This window comes from Saccharothrix espanaensis DSM 44229 (assembly GCF_000328705.1).
Classification (GTDB): Bacteria; Actinomycetota; Actinomycetes; order Mycobacteriales; family Pseudonocardiaceae; genus Actinosynnema; species Actinosynnema espanaense.
In genome coordinates this window covers 3279273-3300803 of record NC_019673.1, presented here as the reverse complement: position 1 = coordinate 3300803, position 21531 = coordinate 3279273, and the positions used below count along the sequence as shown (strand labels likewise).

17 protein-coding genes and 1 pseudogene are annotated in these 21531 nt (G+C 72.1%); 7 read left to right on the top strand and 11 right to left on the bottom strand.

From position 1 onward, the window contains the following. Positions 1-24 precede the first annotated feature (24 nt). Positions 25-672 carry a hypothetical protein gene (locus BN6_RS46665; RefSeq protein ID WP_015100512.1) on the bottom strand — a complete coding sequence of 216 codons (648 nt, stop codon included), beginning with the start codon at positions 670-672 and terminating at the stop codon, positions 25-27. Further along, on the bottom strand, positions 669-1412 hold the full coding sequence (locus BN6_RS15050; RefSeq protein WP_041312835.1) for an ABC transporter ATP-binding protein: 744 nt from the start codon (positions 1410-1412) through the stop codon (positions 669-671). Before BN6_RS15050 ends, BN6_RS46665 begins: the two co-directional genes overlap by 4 nt. 155 nt (positions 1413-1567) lie before the next feature. Between BN6_RS15050 and BN6_RS15045 the strand changes: the two genes are divergently transcribed. From BN6_RS15045 to BN6_RS15030, 4 genes are all read left to right on the top strand, one after another. Continuing rightward, on the top strand, positions 1568-4408 hold the full coding sequence (locus BN6_RS15045) for an aconitate hydratase (RefSeq protein WP_015100510.1): 2841 nt from the start codon (positions 1568-1570) through the stop codon (positions 4406-4408). 74 nt (positions 4409-4482) lie between these two features. Beyond that, the gene (locus tag BN6_RS15040; RefSeq protein WP_015100509.1) at positions 4483-5694 is read left to right on the top strand and encodes a TIR domain-containing protein; all 1212 of its coding nucleotides are present in this window, start codon (positions 4483-4485) and stop codon (positions 5692-5694) included. After that, entirely contained in the window at positions 5694-6386 is a 693-nt protein-coding gene (locus BN6_RS15035; RefSeq protein WP_015100508.1) for a hypothetical protein, read from the top strand. The genes BN6_RS15040 and BN6_RS15035 overlap by 1 nt, the downstream gene beginning before the upstream one ends. A gap of 51 nt (positions 6387-6437) precedes the next feature. Continuing rightward, complete coding sequence (locus BN6_RS15030) at positions 6438-7520, top strand: hypothetical protein (protein ID WP_015100507.1); 1083 nt, start codon at positions 6438-6440, stop codon at positions 7518-7520. Here BN6_RS15030 and BN6_RS15025 read toward each other — a convergent pair. From BN6_RS15025 to BN6_RS14995, 7 genes are all read right to left on the bottom strand, one after another. Continuing rightward, entirely contained in the window at positions 7517-9076 is a 1560-nt protein-coding gene (locus BN6_RS15025; protein WP_041312832.1) for an alpha/beta hydrolase, read from the bottom strand. The genes BN6_RS15030 and BN6_RS15025 overlap by 4 nt on opposite strands. A gap of 156 nt (positions 9077-9232) precedes the next feature. Further along, a complete protein-coding gene (gene egtD / locus BN6_RS15020) occupies positions 9233-10207 on the bottom strand; it encodes an L-histidine N(alpha)-methyltransferase (protein WP_015100505.1) in 975 nt (324 codons plus the stop codon). Next, on the bottom strand, positions 10208-10966 hold the full coding sequence (gene egtC, locus BN6_RS15015; RefSeq protein WP_015100504.1) for an ergothioneine biosynthesis protein EgtC: 759 nt from the start codon (positions 10964-10966) through the stop codon (positions 10208-10210). Position 10967: 1 nt separating this feature from the next. Beyond that, a complete protein-coding gene (egtB, locus tag BN6_RS15010) occupies positions 10968-12299 on the bottom strand; it encodes an ergothioneine biosynthesis protein EgtB (RefSeq protein WP_015100503.1) in 1332 nt (443 codons plus the stop codon). Then, positions 12296-13501: a glutamate-cysteine ligase family protein gene (locus BN6_RS15005; protein ID WP_231905299.1), complete on the bottom strand. Its 1206-nt coding sequence runs from the start codon at positions 13499-13501 to the stop codon at positions 12296-12298. Before BN6_RS15005 ends, egtB begins: the two co-directional genes overlap by 4 nt. Before the next feature lie 374 nt (positions 13502-13875). Next, complete coding sequence (locus BN6_RS15000; protein WP_015100501.1) at positions 13876-16890, bottom strand: PQQ-dependent sugar dehydrogenase; 3015 nt, start codon at positions 16888-16890, stop codon at positions 13876-13878. 146 nt (positions 16891-17036) lie between these two features. Continuing rightward, positions 17037-17639, bottom strand: coding sequence for a DUF5753 domain-containing protein (locus BN6_RS14995; protein WP_041312829.1), 603 nt, complete (start codon positions 17637-17639; stop codon positions 17037-17039). A 127-nt stretch (positions 17640-17766) separates the two neighbouring features. On the opposite strand from BN6_RS14995, the gene BN6_RS14990 reads away from it, so the two are divergent. From BN6_RS14990 to BN6_RS14980, 3 genes are read left to right on the top strand one after another with little or no spacing between them, the layout of a single operon-like run. After that, positions 17767-18357 carry a TetR/AcrR family transcriptional regulator gene (locus BN6_RS14990; protein ID WP_015100499.1) on the top strand — a complete coding sequence of 197 codons (591 nt, stop codon included), beginning with the start codon at positions 17767-17769 and terminating at the stop codon, positions 18355-18357. After that, positions 18357-19523, top strand: coding sequence for an MFS transporter (locus tag BN6_RS14985; protein ID WP_015100498.1), 1167 nt, complete (start codon positions 18357-18359; stop codon positions 19521-19523). The genes BN6_RS14990 and BN6_RS14985 overlap by 1 nt, the downstream gene beginning before the upstream one ends. Before the next feature lie 10 nt (positions 19524-19533). Beyond that, positions 19534-20046, top strand: coding sequence for an acyl-CoA thioesterase (locus BN6_RS14980; RefSeq protein ID WP_015100497.1), 513 nt, complete (start codon positions 19534-19536; stop codon positions 20044-20046). Positions 20047-20290: 244 nt separating this feature from the next. Here BN6_RS14980 and BN6_RS49595 read toward each other — a convergent pair whose 3' ends face one another. Both BN6_RS49595 and BN6_RS50210 read right to left on the bottom strand, forming a co-directional pair. Further along, on the bottom strand, positions 20291-20773 hold the full coding sequence (locus BN6_RS49595) for a serine hydrolase domain-containing protein (protein ID WP_051075578.1): 483 nt from the start codon (positions 20771-20773) through the stop codon (positions 20291-20293). Between the two features lie 85 nt (positions 20774-20858). After that, a pseudogene (locus tag BN6_RS50210) lies at positions 20859-21410 on the bottom strand (serine hydrolase domain-containing protein); the annotation flags it as partial. Positions 21411-21531 lie beyond the last annotated feature (121 nt).

The following is a 21531-nucleotide window of genomic DNA, read 5'->3' as shown; positions in this document are numbered from 1 at the left end:
CGACTCCGGGGTCCGACAGCCGCGCTAGTTCCGGCGTGGGCCTAGCGTTCGGGACAGCCAGGTCGCTCCCACCACCAGCACGACCGCGCACGCGCCGGACACCGCGAGGTGCGGGACCAGGTCGTACTCGTGGCCGAGCGCGCCCAGGACGTTCCCGATCGGCGGGGTCTGGCCGAACAGGTACGCGAGCACGACGAGCGCGGCTGCGGCGAGCACGGACCAGCCGTGCTGGGTGATCACCGGTCGTGCGCACAGCACGCCCACGCCGACCCCGACGACCCCGGCGACCAGCAGCGCGGCGAACCCGAGCGCCACGGTGCCGGGCGGGTAGGGACGGCTCTGGGTGAGCACCGGCAGCAGCGCGGCGAACGCCGCCACCACCGTCACCAGCAGGCACGACAAGATGGCCACCGCCGCCTGCGAACGTCCCCACCCGCCGGCCGTCACGACGGTCACCGCGCGCCGCACCGGGTCCTCGGCGGTGGCCACGACGATGGTCAGCCACACCGCGACCGGGTACAGGAACGCGGTCGACCCGGCGTACGCGGACGGCGGCGGCCCGGCGTCGCCGGCGTTGAACATGGCCAGCACGGCGGCGAACACCAGCAGCGGCGGCAGGTAGCGCTGGGTGCGCAGGACGTCCGCGAGCAGGTACCGCACCAGCGCCGTCACGACCGCACGCTCCGCACCGAGCAGCCCAGCCGCAACGCCTCGACCAGCACCTGGTCGCTGAACCCGGGCTCGACCTCGACCCGCGCGCCGCGGCCGACCACCCGCGCCTCCCGCACGCCCGCCAACACGCTGATCTTCTCGAACGACTCCCCCACCCGGTCCAGTTCGACGACGACACCGGTCCGGCGCGCGCCGAGCGCGAACTCCCGCGCGCCGGGCAGGTCGTGGCCGTGGTGGTCGGTGATCAGCCGGGCGGCCGCGCCGCCGGTGACGAACTCGGCGAGCACCGCGCCGGCGGCGGCGTCGAGGCCCGACCACGGCTCGTCGAGCACCAGCAGGCCGGTCGCGGCGAGCGCCTGGGCGAGGGCGACCTTCTGGGTGTTGCCCTTGGACAGGGTCGCCATCGGCGCGTCCGGGTCGCCGACGAAGCCGAGCGCCTCGACCAGGTCCCACCGCGCCGGGACGCCGCGCACGGCGGCCAGGTGCCGCAGGTAGTCCCGCGCGGAGAGCTTCACGCCGGGCGGGAACCGCTCGGGCAGGTACCCGACCGAGGCGGGGCGCGCCACCCGGCCGGACGTCGGGCGGCTCAGCCCGGCGGCGATCCGCAGCAGGGTGGACTTGCCGGAGCCGTTGCCGCCGGTCACCACGACCGTTTCGCCCGGTTCGACCGCCAGCGTCACGTCGCGGAGCACCCACGGGCCGCGCCCGTACCGCTTACCGACTCGATCAAGACGGACCACGGGTGTGATGATGCCCCGATCTAGGTAGGACCGGGTTGAAGCCGAATACAGGACACGCGTACTGTTTAAGGCGAAGGAGCGCCGCGCCGGCGGGTGCGGAAGACTCACCAAGCAGTTCCCCAACCGACTTTGCGCGTCACCAGATGGAGTTTCACGTGACTGCACCAGCTAGCAAGGACAGCTTCGGCGCCCGCGGCACGCTCACCGTGGGGGACTCCTCGTACGAGGTGTTCCGGCTGAGCGCGGTCGAGGGCGCCGAGCGTCTGCCGTACAGCTTGAAGATCCTGCTGGAGAACCTCCTGCGCACCGAGGACGGCGCGAACATCACCGCCGACCACGTCCGCGCGTTGGGCAGTTGGGACCCGAGTTCCGAGCCCGACACGGAGATCCAATTCACCCCGGCCCGCGTGGTGATGCAGGACTTCACCGGCGTGCCCTGCGTGGTCGACCTCGCCACCATGCGCGAGGCCGTCACCCACTTGGGCGGCGACCCGACGAAGGTCAACCCGCTCGCGCCGGCCGAACTGGTCATCGACCACTCGGTGATCGCCGACATCTTCGGCCGCCCGGACGCCTTCGAGCTCAACGTCGACCTGGAGTACCAGCGCAACAAGGAGCGCTACCAGTTCCTGCGCTGGGGCCAGACCGCGTTCGACGAGTTCAAGGTCGTCCCGCCCGGCACCGGCATCGTCCACCAGGTCAACATCGAGCACTTGGCGCGCGTGGTGATGGTCCGTCGCCTGCCTGCCGGCGGTGAAGGCACGCTCCCGCAGGCCTACCCGGACACGCTGGTCGGCACCGACTCGCACACCACCATGGTCAACGGCATCGGCGTGCTCGGCTGGGGCGTCGGCGGCATCGAGGCCGAGGCCGCGATGCTCGGCCAGCCGGTGTCGATGCTGATCCCGCGCGTCGTCGGCTTCAAGCTGCACGGCGAGCTGCCCGCCGGCGCGACCGCCACCGACCTGGTGCTGACCATCACCGAGATGCTCCGCAAGCACGGCGTGGTCGGCAAGTTCGTCGAGTTCTACGGCTCGGGCGTCGGCGCGGTACCGCTGGCCAACCGCGCCACCATCGGCAACATGAGCCCGGAGTTCGGCTCGACCTGCGCGATCTTCCCGATCGACGGCGAGACGATCGACTACCTCAAGCTCACCGGCCGCACCGCCGACCAGCTCGCGCTGGTCGAGGCCTACGCCAAGGAGCAGGGCCTCTGGCACGACGCCGACCACGAGCCGGTCTACTCCGAGACGCTGGAGCTGGACCTGTCGACGGTCGTCCCGTCGATCGCCGGCCCCAAGCGCCCGCAGGACCGCATCGAGCTGACCAACGCCAAGCCCGCCTTCCGGCAGGCGCTGGGCGCGTACGTGTCCAAGACCGAGGCCGAGCCCAAGTCCAACGTGGACGAGGCCGTGGACGAGACGTTCCCGGCCAGCGACCCGACCGCGGTGTCCAACGGTGACGCGGGCGGCGCGCCGCACGTGTTCCACTCCGCCGCCCAGGGCGCCGACGGCCGCCCGTCCAACCCGGTGAAGGTCAGCCTCGACGGCGCGGAGTTCGAGCTGGACCACGGCGCGGTCGCGATCGCCGCGATCACCTCGTGCACCAACACGTCCAACCCGTCGGTGATGATCGGCGCGGCGCTGCTGGCGAAGAAGGCCGTGGAGAAGGGCCTGGAGCGCAAGCCGTGGGTGAAGACCACCCTCGCGCCGGGCTCCAAGGTCGTCATGGACTACTACGAGCGCGCGGGCCTGCTGCCGTACCTGGAGAAGCTCGGCTTCCACCTGGTCGGCTACGGCTGCACCACGTGCATCGGCAACTCCGGCCCGTTGCAGGACGAGATCTCGGCGGGCATCGGCGAGGGCGACCTCGCCGCGGTGTCGGTGCTGTCGGGCAACCGGAACTTCGAGGGCCGGATCAACCCGGACATCAAGATGAACTACCTGGCGTCCCCGCCGCTCGTGGTGGCGTACGCGCTGGCCGGGTCGATGGACAAGGACATCACCACCGAGCCGCTGGGCACCGACCAGAACGGCGAGCCGGTCTACCTGGCCGACATCTGGCCGTCGCCGCAGGAGATCTCCGAGGTCGTCGCGTCGTCGATCAGCCCGGAGGGCTTCACCAAGGGCTACGAGAACGTGTTCGCGGGCGACGAGCGGTGGCAGTCGCTGCCCACGCCGACCGGCAAGACCTTCGAGTGGGACGCGCAGTCCACCTACGTGCGCAAGCCCCCGTACTTCGAGGGCATGGAGATGGAGCCCAAGCCGGTCACCGAGATCGGCGGCGCGCGGGTGCTGGCCCTGCTGGGCGACTCGGTCACCACCGACCACATCTCCCCGGCCGGCGCGATCAAGGCCGACTCGCCGGCGGGCAAGTACCTCACCGAGCACGGCGTGGAGCGCAAGGACTTCAACTCCTACGGCTCGCGCCGCGGCAACCACGAGGTGATGATCCGCGGCACGTTCGCGAACATCCGCCTGCGCAACCTCCTGCTCGACGACGTCCAGGGCGGCTTCACCCGCGACTTCCTGGCCGAGGGCGCGCCGCAGACCACCATCTACGACGCGTCGGTGTCCTACGCCGAGGCGGGCGTGCCGCTGGTCGTGCTGGCGGGCAAGGAGTACGGCTCGGGCTCGTCGCGCGACTGGGCGGCCAAGGGCACCTCGCTGCTCGGCGTGCGCGCGGTGATCGCCGAGTCGTTCGAGCGGATCCACCGCTCCAACCTGATCGGCATGGGCGTCCTGCCTCTCCAGTTCCCGGCCGGCAACACGGCCGCGGACCTCGGTCTGGACGGCACGGAGACGTTCGACTTCACCGGCATCACCGCGCTGAACGACGGCGACACGCCGCGCACGGTGCACGTGACCGCCACGAAGACGGACGGCTCGAAGGTGGAGTTCGACGCGGTCGTCCGCATCGACACCCCCGGTGAGGCCGACTACTACCGCAACGGCGGCATCATGCAGTACGTCCTGCGCAAGATGGTCCGCAGCTAGTCACACCCCAAGCTCAAGGGCCGTCCACCCCGGTGGGCGGCCCTTTTGCGTGTCGGGCCAACTAGCATGGCGCGATGGCACCGTTAGGCGTGTTCCTCGGCTACTCCTCGGGGCTGGGGACCTCCGCCCTGGTGGAGGCCGCTCGGACGGTCGTCGCGGACTTCGGTGGTGTGGCGCTGGAACCCGGGGCATCGCCGGACCTGCCGCTCACCGAGCAGTGCCGGCGGATGATCCGCGAGAGTGACCTGTACGTGGGCGTGCTCGGATCCGCCTACGGACCGGAACTCCCCGACGAACCGGTTTCCTACGCGGAGTTCGAGTACCGCACGGCGGTCGAGATCGGCGTGCCCCGGGTGGTGTTCCTGCTCGCCGACGACCGCTCATCCGATCGCCGGCAGCGGGAGTTCCGCGAGTTCGTGGTGGCGACCGCGCCCACCACCGAGGTCGCCTCGGCGCGTGAACTGGCCGACGCCCTCACCCCGGCGCTCGACGGCGTCGCGGACCGGAGCGGACGCCGGGCCCGGCGTCCGCTGCTGGTGCTGCACTGCGGGGGCGCGGTGGGGCTGGCCGAGGCGGTGGCCGCCGCGCTGGGGGTGCCGGCCCGCCCGGTGGCGGACCCGGACGTGCGGTCCTTCGTCGACGGCACCGAGTCGGCGCTGATCCTGCACCACGGCGGTCCGCTCACCCCGCCCGAGTCGTTCGGCGTCGGCTACGCCCTCGGGCACCTGGGGCGGCGGGCGCTGGTCCTGACCACCGGGCCGGTGGGGATGTTGGCGGGCCTCGGCGTCCCGGTCCAGCCGTGGTCCGGCGAGGCCGGGGAAGCCGCCGACCTGGCGCGGTCCGCGCTGGGCCAGGGCGACGAGCGCCTGCCGAACTGCTACATCAGCTACGCGCGGGAGGACGCGCCGTTCGTCCGTCGGCTCCGGGACGACCTGGCGGACGCGGGGTTCTCGACGTGGACCGAGTCGGCGAACATCCGGGCCGGCGAGTGGTTCCCGGAATCGATCAACGCCGCGCTCGACCGCGCCGATTCCTTCGTGGTGGTGCAGAGCAGGCATTCCGCGGACAGCCAGTGGATCGAGTACGAGATCCGCCAAGCCTTGACGCCCCGTGCGGAACGCCGAGTGGTTCCGGTGCTGGTAGACCCGGACCCCGGCGTGGTGCACCCGCTGCTGCGCGCCCGGACGGCCGTGGACTTCACCGGGTGGTCCGACGAGACCCGGTACCGGCGCGCGTTGCGGCGGTTGGTGCGCGGGCTCGCCATCCGCTCCGGGGTGGACCGGTGATGCGCCGGGACATCGCCGCGTACGCGCCGTACCAGGTGTTCCTGAACCACCCGTACGACAAGGACTTCCGCCGGCACGCCGACGCACTGGGCTTCGCGGTGGTCGCCGCCGGGCTGGTGCCGGTGAGTGCGCGGGACCTCTCCTCGCCGGACCAACTACGGCTGGAAATGATCTTCGAGGCGATCCGGAACTGCCACTACTCGCTGCACGACCTCTCCCGCGCGCACGGCGAGGGGCCGGACAACCTCGCGCGGATGAACATGCCGCTGGAGATGGGGATGGCGCTCTACCACGCGCTGGACCGGCAGCGCGTCGACCGGCGGTGTGCGTTCTTCGTCCCCGCGCGGCACGATTTCCGGCGGTTCGCGTCCGATCTCGCCGGGCTCGACCCGAAGGTCTACGACGACGAGCCGACGACGTTGCTGGCCGGCGCCTACGAGTGGTTGCGGGCGATCGTGCCGATGGCGTACGTGTCCTCGCAGCCCACCGTGGACGTCGTCGACGCGTACCGCGAGTTCACCCACGAGTGCACGGGCATCGAGAGCGCGGAGCGGGACGGCGTGCTCACCCACGACGAGGCGCGCGAGGTGATGTACCAGGTGTGCGGCGCGCGCGAGTGGTGGGACTGGCGCAACACCCGCTCCGGCCGAGACGCGTTTCCCGAGGTTCCCCTGCGCCGCAAGGTGCGCTGAGCCGGCCGGACGCCCGTCGCTAGGGTGTGTCGCCTCAGGGGGTGAGGCGCGATGGCGTGGCTGCCATTGGTTCTGGTGGGGTTGCTGGCCGAGATCTGGGAGTACGGGCCGCTCGCGGGTGTGCCGCTGTTGCTCGCCGCGGCGTGGCGGGCAGGCGATTGGCGACTCGTGGCGGCCGATGTCGTGTTCGCGGTCGCGGCGGTGTTCGGGTGGACGCCGTTGCCGGCGGTCGTGGCGTTCGCGGGGGCGTTGTTGTTGGCCGCGCACGACTTGCACGCACGCCGACCAGGGCTCTGGTTTCCCTTGCTGGCAACGGGTCTGGCGGTTTTCGTCGGCTGGCAGGGTTCGCTGTGGCTCACCGACGAGCCGTGGCGGGCGTGGGCACCGATGACGGAGTCGGTGAGCATGGCGTTCGAGACGGGGTTGACGGCACTGGACTGGTACGAACCACCGCCGCCCATGACCTGGGTGCCATTCGCGGTCGTCGCGGTGCTGTGCGCCGGCGCGGCTGTCGCGTTCGCCCGAGACCGCGAGTGGGTGCCGCTGGTCGTGGTGGGGCTGCTCGGCGCGGTCTGGGAGTACGGGTCACTGGTCGGGATCGCGGTCCTGACGGTCATCGCCGGTTGGCGGCGCGGTCCCCGGCTGATCGCGGCGACGGCGGTGTACGCGGTGGCGGCCTTGTTCGAACCGCCGCCGTACGCCGCGATCGTCGCGGTCGCGGCGGCGCTCGTGATCGCGGCGCACGACCTGCACGCGCGGCGGCCCGGGGCCTGGTTCCCGTTGCTGGCCTTGGGATTGGGCCTGGCCACGGCGACGCTGGAGGTCTACCGGTTCGGCAGCGCGGCCCTGGAAGTCCACCGGCGCAGCGTCATGGAGTTGTCAAGCCACGAGCTGAGCGCCGTGGCCGTGGTGGGCATCGGCCCCGACCCGGGGGTGCACGAGGCCCGCGCCCTCGCGACCGTCGTCGTGGTCGGGCTGGTGTTGTGGGCGTGGCGGACGCGGGACCTGCTGGTCGCCGCCACGGCGGTCGGCTACCTGGTCGCGGCCTGGTACGTGCCGGGACGTCCGGAACTGGTGGTCCTGGTGGGTGCGGCTGTCGCGGTCGCCCGGGACAGCCGCACCCGGACGGGCTAGAACGGCTGGGTGTTGGACTGGAAGACCTGCCCGTCGGCCGGGGCCTTCAGGTTCACCAGGTAGTCGGTCACCAGGGTGTCGGCACCCGTGCTCTTGCCGAGGATGCAGTGCCCGAACGCGTCGACGGTGATCAGCCGCGCGTTGCCGAGCTGACGCGCCATCCGCTGCGAGAACTTGTACTGCGTCGCCGGGTCGTAGTAGTTGCCCACCACGACGACCGGGTTCGGCGTCCGCTTGTTCCACGGGCCCGCCCAGCGGTCGGGGTGGCGGACCGGCCACGTCGGGCAGGTCAGCAGGTCGGACGCGGCCTGCTGGCGACCGAACGTGGGCGACTCGCGCTCCCACTTCGCCGCGACCACCGGGAACAGCCCCGGGATCCGGAGGAACGGCTTGTCGGTGCAGTTCACGCCGTAGTACGAGTCGTCGGACAGGTACTCGGCGTCGCCCACGACCCCCGCGTTGACGTCCGCCATGCCGTTCTTGTTGGCCAGCGGGGCCTCCAGCACGGGGGTGTCCTGCACGGCGAGCGCGGCGGACGGGTTCACCGCGCCGTAGACGGCCTGCAACCAGGCGGCCAGCGGCTTCAGGCGGGGGATGCTGTACAGGTCGCCGCTCACCCGGCCGACGTAGCTCTGGTAGGTGACCACCTCGCCGGAGGCCAGGGTGACCGGCTTCTCGCGCAGCGAGTCGCGCACCTGGTCGAACTTGGCGCGCGGGTCACCGTCGCTGTAGGCGCACTTCGCGCCTTCGGCGACGCAGCGCTTGAGGAACGCGTCGAGCGCGAGTTCGAAGCCCTGCGCGCGCTGCCGGTCGTACTCGGCGCCGTTGGACGTGCGCAGCGCCGGGTCCACGTTGCCGTCCAGCACCAGGGCGCGGGACTTCTGCGGGAACACGTTGGCGTAGGTCGCGCCGAGCAGCGTGCCGTAGGAGAAGCCGACGAAGGTCAGCGCCTTGTCGCCCACGCCCTGCCGCAGCAGGTCCAGGTCACGCGCCACGTCCTCGGTGGACATGTGCTGGAGCAGCGGGCCGGCGGTGCGCTTGCACGCGGCCGTGTACTCCTCGGTGGCCTTCGTGGTGTCGCGGATCTCGGTGCGGGTGACCGGTGCCGAGGAGATGCGGCCGAAGACGTCGTCGGCCTCCTCCTGGGTCTTGAAGCAGCGCAGCGGCGCGCTGCGGCCCACGCCGCGCGGGTCGAACCCGATCAGGTCGAACCGCTTCATGACCTCCGGCTGGAAGAACGACGTGCCGTACGCGGAGTAGATCAGGCCGGCCCCGCCGGGGCCGCCGGGGTTGATGAACAGCGAGCCGACCTTGGTGGCCTGGTCGGTCGCGGGCGCCTTCATCAGGGCGATGGTGATCTTCTCACCGCGCGGCTTGCGGTGGTCCAGCGGCACGGGGTGGTTCGCGCAGGTCACGCGTTCCCGCTGCGCGGCGGGGATCTCGGCCAGCACGTCGTCGGCGCACTTGCTCCACTGCACCGGCGACGCGCCCTGGCCCTGTTCGGCGACGGCCGCGCCGGTCGCCACGAGGCCGGACACGGCGGTGCCCAGGACCATCGCGACGACCAGCGCTCTGCTTCCAAGCTTCACGGGTAGCGCTCCTCACGTCTGCGACGCCGCCCCTCGTTCGCACTGCCACGGCGTCGTCGCGCGAGGCTCTCACCCGCACAGGTCGTAAAACACCCGCAGAACGGATGATTTCTTCACGCTGGGTCAGCCCACGACCCGGGCGAGTGACAGGGCGAACCTCCCTTCCGAGTCGGTCCACCAGCGGTGCAGCTCGAAGCCGGCGGCGGTCAGCTCCCGCTCCACGCCCTCCCGCCGGAACTTCGCCGACACTTCGGTCCGCAGCTCCTCGCCCTCGGCGAACTCGACGTCGAGCTCCAGCGCGGCCACGTGCGCCCGCACCGCGCGCACCGCCCGCAGCCGCATCTCGATCCACTCCTGGTCGGCGTTCCACAGCGCCACGTGCCGGAACGCCAGCGGGTCGAGGTCCGCGCCCAACTCGCGGTTGAGCACCCGCAGCACGTTCCGGTTGAACTCCGCGGTGACCCCGCGCGCGTCGTCGTAGGCGCGCACCAGCACCTCGGGGTCCTTGACCAGGTCGGTGCCCAGCAGCAGCCACTCCCCCGGCTCCAGCACGTCCCGCACGGAGGCGAGGAACTTGTCGCGCTCCTCGGGGATCAGGTTGCCGATGGTCCCGCCGAGGAACGCCACCAGCCGCGGCGACGAGCCCGGCAGCAGGCCCAGGTGCTCGGTGAAGTCGCCGACGACACCGTGCACCGCCAGCCCGGGGTAGTCGGCCAGGATCTGCCGGGCCGCCTCGGTGAGCGCGCTCGCCGACACGTCCAGCGGCACGAACTCGCGCAGCGTCCCGTGCTCGCGCAGCGCGTCGAGCAGCAGCCTGGTCTTCTCCGACGAGCCGGAGCCCAGCTCCACCAGGGCGTGCGCCCCGGTGGTCGCGGCGATCTCGCCGGCGCGGGCGAGCAGGATCTCCCGCTCGGCGCGGGTCGGGTAGTACTCGGGCAGCTTGGTGATCTCCTCGAACAGGTCGCTGCCCACGGCGTCGTAGAACCACTTCGGCGAGACCCACTTCGGCCGCGCCGTGAGGCCCGCTTTCGCCTCGGCCCGGAGCGCGACCACCGCGTCCTCCGGAGTCAGGTGCACGTCCAGCACTGGCTCGGTCATCTATCGTCCTATCGGTTGAACGTCCACGGTGATCGCGTTGTCTGGGGAGAGGGCGGCGGTGACGACGTGCCGGTCGGGCACTTCCCGCCAGCGCGGGTCGTCGTCCAGCGGCTCGGAGGAAACGGTCACCGCGCCGTCACCGGAACGCACCCACAGGGCGTGCGTCCAGGTCGTGCCGACGAGCACGGATCCGTTGGTGAGCAACAGGTTCAGCCGCGAGCCGGGGGCCGCGGCGGCCACTTCGGACACCACGGACGCCAGCGCGGCGGCCGGCGGTGCGGTGACCAGGCGCGCCCGGAGCAGCGCCCACAGCAGGGCGGAGTCGGTGGGCGCGTCCAACGTGAGCAGGTCGGTGACCGGCAGCGACTTGGCCAGGTCGGCGACCGAGCCGGGCCAGCCGGTGACCCGGCCGTTGTGGCTGAACAGCCACGTGCCGTCGGTGAACGGGGCGCACGCGGTCTCCACCACCGGCATCCCGGTGGTGGCCGACCGGACCGCCGCGAGCACCGCGCCGGAGACGACGACCCGGCTCAGCGCCGCCAGGTTCTCGTCCGACCAGAGCGTCCCGGTGCGCCGGTAGCGCAGCGCGGGGCCGCCCGGCGCGGGGTACCAGCCCACGCCGTAGCCGTCCACGTTCACCGTGCCGCCGCCGCGCATGTCCCGCGGTGCGTACGACTGGCGCAGCAACGAGTGCGGCGGGTCGTGCACCAGGGCCGCGATGGGCACGGCGGGGCCGAGGTAACCCAGGTGGCGGCACACGTCAGCCCAGTTCGCCCGGTGCCGCGTCCCGCGCGCAGCGGAACCCGGCGAAGATCTGCCGCCTGATCGGGTAGTCCCAGTTGCGGAACGTCGAGCGCACCGCGGACTCGTCGGTGCCGAACGAGCCGCCGCGCAGCACCTTGTAGTCGGGTCCGAAGAACACCTGCGAGTACTCGGCGTACGGGAACACCTCGAACCCGCCGTAACCGCGGAAGTCCGAGCTGGTCCACTCCCACACGTCACCGATGAGCTGGTGCACGCCCAGCGGCGACGCGCCCGCCGGGTACGCGCCGACCGGTGCCGGCGACAGGTGCCGCTGGCCCAGGTTGGCGTGCGCCTCGGTCGGCTCGTCGTCGCCCCACGGGTAGCGCCGGGACCGGCCGCTCGCCGGGTCGTGGCGGGCCGCCTTCTCCCACTCCACCTCGGTCGGCAGCCGGCGGCCGGCCCACTTCGCGTACGCCTCCGCCTCGTGGAAGCAGACGTGCACGACGGGCTGGTCCGGGTCGAGCGGAGCGGTCACGCCGAACGCCGTCCGGTACCACTGATCCCCCTGCTTCTCCCAGAACCGGGGAGCGACCAGGGGTGCCTTGCGGACGTGCGCCCAGCCCGCCTCGGACCACCAACGACGGTCCGCGTAGCCACCGTCCTCCACGAACGCGACGTACGCGCCGTTGGTGACCGGCGCGGTGTCGATGAAGAACGGCGCGGTGTGCGCCTGGTGCGCTGGGCGCTCGTTGTCCAGCGCCCACGCCTCGGTCGACGTGCCCATGGTGAACGGGCCGCCCGGCACCAGCACCTCGGCCGGGCCGACCGGTCCGCCGCGCGGCGGCGCGGGGGCGTCGAGCACGGGCGGGCCGGCGCGGAGCTGGTGGGTGGCCAGCATGGTCTCGTCGTGCTGCTGCTCGTGCTGCACGATCATGCCGAACGCGAACCCGCCGGCGAGCAGCCTGCGGCCCTCCAGCGGACTGGTCTCCAGCACGTCGAACACCTTGTCCCGCACCTCGCCCACGTACCGGCGGGCTTCGGCGGGACCGAGCAGCGGCAGCTCCGGGCGGGTGGACCGGGCGTGCTTGAACGCGTCGTAGAGCTCGTCGATGTCCTGGCGCACCGGCTCGCGCCCGCCGACGTCGCGGACCAGCCAGAGCTCCTCCTGGTTGCCGATGTGGGCGTAGTCCCACACCAGCGGGGACATCAGCTTGGAGTGCTGGCGCACCAGGTCGTGCTCGTCCACGGCGTCGGTGAGCGACTGGCTGCGCCGCCGCGCCCTGGTGAGCTGCGCGGCGACGTGGTCCCGGATGCGTTCGACACCGGTGTTGTTGTCGATGCTGGTCATGAACGGCCCCCTCCGGCATTCTCAGCGGTCTTCTCGGCGAGCGTGCGGTGCAGGTCCTCGACGATGGCGTCGGTCTGCCCGACGGACAGGTCGGTGTTGCGCAGCGCCGTGCAGCCCAGGGCGACCACGTCGCGCGCCGCGCGGGCGAGCACCGGGTCGGCCAGGCCGTAGCGCGCGGCGGCCAGCCAGCGGCCGGTCGCGGTCGCGGTGGCCGCCAGCGCCGCGTCCACCACGGACCGGTCGCTGAACAGGGCGGCCATCAGCACGACGGGCGGCAGCCAGGCCCCGTCCGGCGGGGTGTCGAGGTACCGGACCTCCACGTACCCGCGCGGGCGCACCGGTGGGAACTGCAGCGACATGTGGTAGTCGAGGTCATCGGCCGTGGGCCGCGTCTCCAGCGCCCCGTCGATCCACTCGGCGAAGGTCAGGCGGCGCGGTGGCAGCCAGCTGTTGCCCGGTCTTCGGACCACGATCACCGGGGCGTCCACCACCCGCCGCGCCCACGCCGACGCCGGGTCCGCGCACACGGCGGCGGGCCGCGTGCGCACGGGGTCGGTGGCGTAGAGGGAGCGCATCCGGGCGCTGGCCCAGTCGGTGCGCCGGCCGCCGACGCCGGGCGAGTTCGCGAACAGCGCGTTGAGCACGGGTCCCAGCGCGTGCACGGCGGCCCAGCGGGTGGCGAGGTCGGTCTCGTGGCCGAAGTCCAGGCACACCTGGAGCCCGGCGGTGCTGCACATCATCGTGATGCCCTCGGGCCCGACCGGGGCGAAGGCGTGCTCCATGGCGGCGTAGCGGGGCACCTGGAGCATTCGACGTGGGGGGCGGTGCGGGTCGGCACCGCGCTGACCGAGGACCAGGCCCGCGGGTTCCAGCAGGCCGGTGAGGTGGTCGATGTCCGCGCTGACGGTCTTGAGCAGCTCGGTGAGCGAGCCGCTCGGCGGGGTGGAGATCTCGACCTGGCCGCCCGGCTCGACGGTGAGCGGCGTGCCGCCGGGCAGCGGGTGCTGCGGGCTGTCCGGGACGAGGGTCGGTGGTGCGTGCTTGCCCAGGGCCGCGGCGAGCACGCTTGCGTCGAGCGGTTTCGCCGGGTCGTCCCGGTGGTGGACGGTCCATTCCAGTTCGACGCCGAGCAGTCTCGGGGGCCCGTGCTTGAAGCACACCGAGGCGACGTACGCCTCGGCTTCGGCACGGTCTCGGAACACCGCCGGGGTCGGCCCCTGTGCCGGAGCGTTACGTAATGCAGTCAATTTGCACACTCCCCGTGATCATCCTTGGGTCGATTCGACGCTACACGGGGGGACCGACAGTCGCACGCCTACAAAACCCTTACGGATCAACGACAAGTTGTCGTCACCGCAGGTCGGCGGGTCCGTTCCGGACACACCGGACGACCCGGGACGACCCCGACCACGAGTTGACCGACCGGTAACTTACTGCAAGTAGAGCAACGGCGGTGCGGACGGACGGCCGCGCGCCGGCCCCGCACGACGCGCGATCACCGGACCGGGCGCGGCCCACCAAGTTGTCCGGACCGGACGTGCGGCGGGACCCGAGAGCACCGCCGCACGCCCGTCGGTCACGTCGAGGCGTTGGAACGACCGCGCAGCACGGTGTTCGCGGTGCTCGCGTTCTTGATCGCGGTCTCCACCTGAGCCATCGTCGAGGACGACGACAACCCCGGCACGGTCGCGGTGTTCAAGGCGTACAACGTGAACGTGTACGGGTTGGTCGACCCGCCCGGACACGGCCCGAAGTACTTCTGCGCGTTCGCGCCGCTGCCCATGGCCTTCTGCTTCGCGCCGCCCTGCCCCGGCACCGCGAAGCCCGCGCCCAGGTTCTCCGGCAACGACCTGGCCGACGCAGGGATGTCCCAGATCGCCCAGTGCAGCTTGGTGCCGTTGTCCGCCCGGTCCGCGAACACCACCGCGTACCCCTTGGCGCCGCTCGCCCCGGTCCACGCCAGCGGCGGCGACGGGTCCTGGCCCGCGGTGCCGTCACCGGCGCACGTGTGCTTGGCCGGGATCATCGCGTTGTCGGCGAACGCGGAGCTGGTCAACGAGAACCCGCCCGCGTAGACCACGTCGATGTGCAGCACGCGGTCGTTGTTCGCGGTGCCGTCCTTGTCGGTCGACGTGGTCAGCCAGAGGTCGCCGTCGCGGTCCACCTCGACCGTGCGCAACCGGTTGTAGGTGCCTTGGAAGTACACCTGCTGGTCCACCAGGTTCGCCGACGGGTCGATGCGCATCCGGTAGATCCGCTGACCCACCGTCGTGGCGACGAAGACGTGGTCGTTGACGATGGTCAGGCCGCTGGGCGAGGCGACCGACGTGGACCAGCTCTTCTTCGGCGCGATCGTCCCGGCGCACCCGCCGCCCGAGGTGCCCTCGCAGTCCGGCCAGCCGAAGTTGCCCGCCTTCTGGATGAGGTTCACCTCGTCGGTCGTGGAGTCGCCGAACTCCGAGGCCCAGAGCCGGCCCTGCGAGTCGAAGTCCAAACCCTGCACGTTGCGGTGGCCGAAGCTCCACACCGCCTTGCCGGGGTAGGGGTTGTCGGCCGGGATCGACCCGTCGGGGTCGAGCCGGAGGATCTTGCCCGCGTTGGTGTTCAGGTTCTGCGCGTTGGCCTTGTTCTGCGCGTCGCCCGTGGAGACGAACAGGTGCTTGCCGTCCGGGCTGAACCGCAGCCGCCCGCCGTTGTGGTAGCGGGACTTGGGCACACCGGACAGCAACGTCGTCCAGCCGCCGAGGGTGGTGCCGGTCAGCTTGGCGCGCACGAGCTGGTTGCCCGCAGCGGCCGTGTGGTAGATGAACACGTACCCGTCCGAGGCGAACGTCGGCGAGACCTCGATGCCGAGCACACCGCCCTCACCGTTGGTGTTCTGCGCGCCGGGCACCTTGCCCAGGTTGGTGCGCGTGCCCGTTTCGGAGAGCTTGTAGACGGTGAAGGTCTCGCGTTCGGTGAGCAGCGCCGAGCCGTCCGGCAGGAACGCCAGGCCCCACGGCACGTCGGTGCCGCTGAGGATCGTGGTGACCGCGCCCGGGTTCGGCACGCCGGCCGGACCCGAACCGCCGGGCGTCGCGGTGACCTCGTTGCCGAACGGGGACAGGTTGCCCGCCGCGTCGCGGGCCCGGACGGTGAACCGGTAGGCGGTGCCCGAGGTGAGGCCGCCGACCGTGGTGGCCGGGCCGTCCGAGGTGCCGGCCTGCGCGCCGTCGCGGAACACCTGGTAGCCGGTGACGCCGACGTTGTCGGTCGAGGCCGTCCACGCCAGGTCGACGGAGGTCGCGGTGCGGCCGGTGGCGCGCAGGTCCGCCGGGGTGCTGGGCGCCTCGCCGTCCGGCGGGGCCTGGTCGGTGCGGACCAGGACGTTGTTGCTCGCCGGGGAGACGTTCGGCGCGGCGTCGCGGGCGAACACCGTCCAGTCGTACTCGGTGTCCGGGGCGAGTCCGCCGACCGTGGTGGCCAGGGTCGCGCCGTCCACGCTCTTCATGAGCTGACCGTGCTGGTAGACGTCGTAGCCGACCACGCCGACGTTGTCGGTCGCGGCGTCCCAGGCGAGCGACGTGGTGGTGGCGGTCTTGCCGGTGGCACGCAGGTTCGGCGGCGGCGCGGGGGCCTCGGTGTCGGCCGGGCCGGTGGGCGCGACGGTCAGCCGGTCGGCGTTCGGGCCGCCGTTCGCGGTCGTCGCGGCGGCCCGGATCCTGTTCCGGCCCGCCTTGAGGGTGGCGGTGACGGTCACCTCGCGCCACGTCGTCCACGCGCCCGTGCCGGGGAACGCGGCCGGGGTCGCCTGTCCGCCGTCGACGGTGACCGACAGCGGCCGGTCGACGTCGGTTCCGTTGGCGTAGCGGAAGGTCAGCGCGTGCGGACCGGCCCGGTCGGCGGTCACGGTGTAGTCGACGCGGCTGCCGGCGACGTTGTCGTAGTCGACGAACCCGGTGCCGGTGAAGCCGGCGTGGTCGGACTCGACTGCGGCCCGGTCCAGCGCGGCCGACTCGGCCTGGTAGTCGGTGGCGGCCTGCTCCAGTTCGAGGTGGTCGAGGTTGGGGCCGCCGGTCCCGGTCGCCGAGGTGAGCCGGACGCGGTTCGCGCCCGCGACGAGCGTGACCGGGGCGGTGACCGACTGCCAGGTGGTCCACCCGCCGGTCGCGGCGAACGGGCGGTCGCCGGCGGCCGTGCCGTTGACCGCGAGGCCCATCGGGCGGTCGGCGGCGGAGCCGTTGGCGTAGCGCAGGGTCAGGGTCGCGGGGCCGGCGCGGTCGGCGGTGACGGTGAACTCGGCGTGGCTGCCGGCGACGTTGTCGAAGTTGACGAAACCGGGGCCGGAGAACCCGATGTGGTTGGACTCGACCGCGGCGTGGTCCAGCGCAGCGGACTCGGCTTCGTACCGGACGGCCGTGATGCCCGCACCCCGGTCCACGCGAACGGCCTCCGACGCGCTCCCCGGGGTGCTCGGGCTGCCGGCGGGGTGGTCGGCGGAGGGATGGTCGGCGGCGGGCTGTGGGGGCGCGGCGAGGGCCGTGCCGGGTGCGGAGAGCAGGGCGAACACGGTCGCGGCCGCGAGTGCGGCGGACAGCGGTCTGGGTGCCACGGGATGCCTCCCACGTCGTCAGGGGCGTTCACACGGGCGGCGGCGGAGGCAGTATTGGAAAGGAAACTTTCCTAACTGTCCGCTGGATCACACCACCGCCCCCGACGACTGTCAAGGACGGCGCTACCGCTCGCACCGGTCGGCGCTCACCCCTCGGCCGCCTCGCGGGCCATGACGTCCGCGGCGCACGCGAACGACCGCCGCGACTCCTCCTGGTCGAGGGCGCACTCCCGCAGGACGCCCGCCGCCGCCTGGTAGCGCGCCACCACGTCGTGCCGCTCGGACAGCGACTCCACGTGCACGGCGGGCCCGCCCACCGCGAACTCCAGCAGGGTGAACGAGTGCCGGAACTCCGGGCGCCCGCCCGCCGCGAACGGCACCAGGCGGGCGTTCGAGGACGCGAGCGCGCGCAGCTGCCCGGCCAGCACCGCCGGGTCGCCCGACCACGCGTGCAGCGCGGTCTCGTGCACGAAGAACTCGCACGCCGGCGGCAGGTGCCGGCACAGCACCTCGCGCCGCTCCGGGTCCGTGCCCTGGACCAGCGCGTACGCCGGTGTCTGGAGCAACGCCGGCACCGCCAACGTGTCGAACGCCACGATCGCGGTCGCCCGGCGCTCGGCGGCGCGCAACCCCTCCGGGCCGTCCGGGTCGACGTGGTCGTAGTGCGCGAGCCGGACCAGGTCGATCAGGTCGATGCCCCGCCGCACGTCGCCCACCTGCGGGAGCAGCCCCAGCCGGATGTCCTTCACGGTGCGCCACCGTAGTTGGGAGGACCGCTCGGTTCGAGCCGGCGGGCCCAAGATCACTCCAAAGTGGAATCCATCAATCCGTACGTACTGATTGGATTTCCGGGGCGCCGACTGGCAACATCGACAGGTGCCCAGGGTCAGTCAGGACCACCTCGATGCCCGCCGCCGCCAGATCCTGGACGGCGCCCGCGCGTGTTTCGCACGCTACGGCTACGAGGGTGCCACCGTACGCCGTTTGGAAGAAGCCACCGGGCTGTCCCGGGGAGCGATCTTCCACCACTTCCGCGACAAGGAGTCGCTGTTCCTCGCGCTCGCCGAGGACGACGCGCTCCGGATGGCCGACGTCGTCGCCCGGCAGGGCCTGGTGCAGGTGATGCGCGACCTGCTGGCCGCGCCCGAGCCGGACGCCGAGCACCCCGCCGACTGGCTGGGCACCCGGCTGGAGGTGTCCCGGCGGCTGCGCACCGACCCCGAGTTCCGCAGCCGGTGGGCCGAGCGGTCGCGGCAGCTGACCGACGCCACCCGGCAGCGGCTGCTGCGCCAGCGCGACGCCGGGAACCTGCGCGACGACGTCGACGTGGACGTGCTCACCTCGTTCCTGGAACTGGTGCTGGAGGGGCTCGTGTCGCACCTGGCGATGGGCCTGCCCGCCGACGACCTGGAACCCGTGCTCGACCTGGTCGAGGAGTCGGTCCGCCGGCACCGCCGCACCGGCTGATGCGCCGCTACCTCGTCGCGGCCGGCCTCGCCCGGCTCGCGGACGAGATGGTCGGCGTGGCCGTGGTGCTGCTCGTGCTCTCGCGCACCGGGTCGGTGGCGCTGTCCGGCGCGGTGGTCGCCTGCTACACGGTGCCGTCGATCCTGTCCGGACCGCTGCTCGGCGCGTGGCTGGACCGGGCACGCCGGCCGGTGGTCGCGTTGGCGGGCAACCAGTTCGTGCTCGCGATCGCGGCGGGCGGACTGGTGGCGGCGGGCGGGAACGCCCCGGCACTGCTCGGGTCGGCGTTGCTCGCGGGCATCACGCTGCCGATGACCAGCGGCGGGTTCACCAGCCTGGTGCCCCGGCTGGCGGTCGACGTGCCGCGCGCGACCTCGTACGACGCGTTGCTGTTCAACGTGGCGGCGATCGGCGGACCCGCGTTGGCCGGTGTCGTGTCGGCCGTGTGGTCGCCGGTCGTGGCCATGATCGTGTTGGGCGCGATGGCGTTCGTGGGCGCGGTGTCGACGTGCGGGTTGCGGGTGCCGGAGCGCGCTGCGGCGGACACGTCGTCGTCGTCGTTGGTGGCGGCGATGCGGCGCGGGTTGCGGCACATGGCGACCACTCCCCCGTTGCGCGGGACGACCGTGGCATCGGTGTTGTCGCTCGGCGCGGTGGGGATGTTCGCCCCTGCGCTACCGGTGCACGTGGCGTCGTTAGGCGTCGACGAGGGGTACGCCGGGCTGGTGTGGGCCGTGTTCGAGATCGGCTGCGTCGCGGGACTGCTGGCGTTGCGGCGACACCTCGACCGGTGGCGCCCCGAACGAGTGGTGTTCACGGCCGTCGCGCTCTACGGGGTGACCCTGGCGGTCTGGCCGTTGGCCGGCACCTTCCCGGTGCTGCTCGGACTGGCGCTGGTGAGCGGGGTCGCGCAGGGACCGACGTTGACGTCGACCATCCTGGCGCGGCAGCGGTACACGCCCGCCGGGCTGTTGGGCCAGGTGTCGACCACCGGCGCGAGCCTGAAGCTCGGCGCGTTCGCTGGGGGTGCCGCGCTGGGCGGCGCGCTGGTGGATCGGATCCCGACGGCGTCGGTGATCTTGCTGGTGGCGGCGGTGCAACTGGCCGCTGCGGCACTCGGGTCGATCACGGCGAGGCAGTCGAATCCCGATCGGGTGACCCCATAGGATCACCGACATGGCTGACCCGCGTCCTGCCCATGTGCACCGGGTGCGGGTGCGCCCGGTCGACTGCGACCGCCAGGGGATCGTGCACGCGTCCCGGTACCCGGTGTTCTTCGAAGCCGCGATGGTGGAGACGCTGCGCTCCCTGCTCGGCTCGTACAAGGAGCTGGAGAAGCACGGCGTCGACTTCGTGATGGCCGAGACGTCGATCAGGTACCTGAGCCCGGCCCGGTTCGACGACCTGATCCGGATCAACGTCCGGGTGCGCACGCTCGGCACCACGACGTTGACGATGGGGTTCGACGCGGACGTCGACGGCACGGCGGTGGCGACGGGCTGGAACCGGTACGTGTCGTTCGGGACGCCGGAGCTGCGCAGCACCCCGATCCCCGACGACTTCCGCCGCCTGTTCGAACCCCGCCGCCGCCCGACCGAGCCCTCACCCCGCACGGTCCCCGCAGCCCGAACCACCTCCCGCACCTCCTCACCCACCGGCACCTCCTCACCCACCCGCGCCGCCCGCTAACGCAACACGTGTCGCGCTAGCGTCACCTGTGCCGCAACACGAGTCGCGTTAGCTCGCCCTACCGCAACACGAGTCGCGTTAAGGGTCCCTTCGTCGCAACACGAGTCGCGTTAGGTGCCCCGTTGCCGCAACACGTGTTGCGTTAGCTGCCTTCCGACGCAACACGTGTTGCGTTTGCGTGGCCTCGCTGCAACTTGTGTTGCGTTACGCAGGCGTGGCCGAGCGAGCCGGGCAGGTGCGCTCGTCAGATCTTCAGTTCGAGGCCCTTAGCGCCGAACTCGGCCTCGATGATGCTGTCGAAGGCCGGGAACGTCGCCCAGTCGTTGTTGGTGTGGATGGCGAGTGTGCGCGTGCCGTCCGCCGTGCCCATGACGAAGGTCGCCGTGCCGAAGCTCTGGCCGGTCCCGCCGCGCAGCGTCAGCCCGTTGGCCAGGGTCAGCTCGTACAGGCCCAAGCCGTAGCGGGAGTTGGCCAGCCAGTGCCCGCCCTCGGTGGAGACCGTGGTCCACATCCGCCGGTGCTGGTCGGGCGGCAGCAGCCGGCCGGCGTTCATCGCGGTGAAGAACGTCAGCAGGTCGTCCAGCGTCGACACGACGTTGGCCGCTCCCCACCCGCCCGAGGTGTTCACGTCGGTGGTGTCCAGCGGCGCGAGGCCCGGGTCCTCCATCATCGACGGCCAGTTGGCCGGGGTGACGTCCTCGGGCCGCACGCCTTCCTTGAGGAACACCTTGGAGTAGGGCCCTCGGGTGCCGGCCCCGGTACCCGGTGTCCTCGCGGTGGCGCGCGAAGGTGCCCGCCAGGCCCAACGGTCGCACGACGGTCCGCTCGACCTCGGCCTCGAAGGAGGCGCCGGTGGCCTTCTCCACGATCGCCGCCGCGAAGGCGAACCCGCCGTTGGAGTACCAGAACCGCTCACCCGGCGCGCCGACCGGGGGCTCCGACAAGGTGACCGCCAGCACGTCCTCGGGACGCCACACGTCGAACCGGTGCTCGGCGAACGCCGAGCGGATCGAGTACCGGCGCTGCCACTCCACCGCCATGCCGGTGGCGAACAACCCGCTGGTGTTGGACAGCAGGTGCCGGATGGTGACCTCGCGGCCGTCGTAGCCGTTGCCGGTCATCACGCCCGGCAGCCACCTGTCCACGGTGTCATCGATGCCCAACCGACCTTCGGCCTCCAGCGCCAGCACCGTCGCGGCGGTGAACGCCTTCGAGATGCTCCCGCTGTGCAGCGACTCGCCCGCGACCCGCTTCGCCCCCGTCGTGGTGTCGGCCACGCCCGCCGAGCCGAACCAGGTTCCGTGCTCGTCCCGGACCTGGACGACGACGCTGGGCACGCCCCACTCGCCGACCGCCCGCTCCATCGCCTCTCGCACGTTCTGCCGGCCCGCGCTCTCGTTGTCTGCCACGTCGATCTCTCCCCGCCTCGGAACCACCCGACCCGGATGGCTCCCCGTTGTCTCGTCCCAACGGTGCGCGGTGGCG

Bases quoted from the DNA above. Each gene is read 5' to 3' on its own strand.
- BN6_RS15030 (WP_015100507.1), top strand. From the start codon at position 6,438: ATGGCGTGGCTGCCATTGGTTCTGGTGGGGTTGCTGGCCGAGATCTGG.
- BN6_RS14980 (WP_015100497.1), top strand. From the start codon at position 19,534: ATGGCTGACCCGCGTCCTGCCCATGTGCACCGGGTGCGGGTGCGCCCG.
- BN6_RS15025 (WP_041312832.1), bottom strand. From the start codon at position 9,076: ATGGTCCTGGGCACCGCCGTGTCCGGCCTCGTGGCGACCGGCGCGGCC.
- egtD (WP_015100505.1), bottom strand. From the start codon at position 10,207: ATGACCGAGCCAGTGCTGGACGTGCACCTGACTCCGGAGGACGCGGTG.
- BN6_RS15040 (WP_015100509.1), top strand. From the start codon at position 4,483: ATGGCACCGTTAGGCGTGTTCCTCGGCTACTCCTCGGGGCTGGGGACC.
- BN6_RS14985 (WP_015100498.1), top strand. From the start codon at position 18,357: ATGCGCCGCTACCTCGTCGCGGCCGGCCTCGCCCGGCTCGCGGACGAG.
- BN6_RS15035 (WP_015100508.1), top strand. From the start codon at position 5,694: ATGCGCCGGGACATCGCCGCGTACGCGCCGTACCAGGTGTTCCTGAAC.
- egtB (WP_015100503.1), bottom strand. From the start codon at position 12,299: ATGACCAGCATCGACAACAACACCGGTGTCGAACGCATCCGGGACCAC.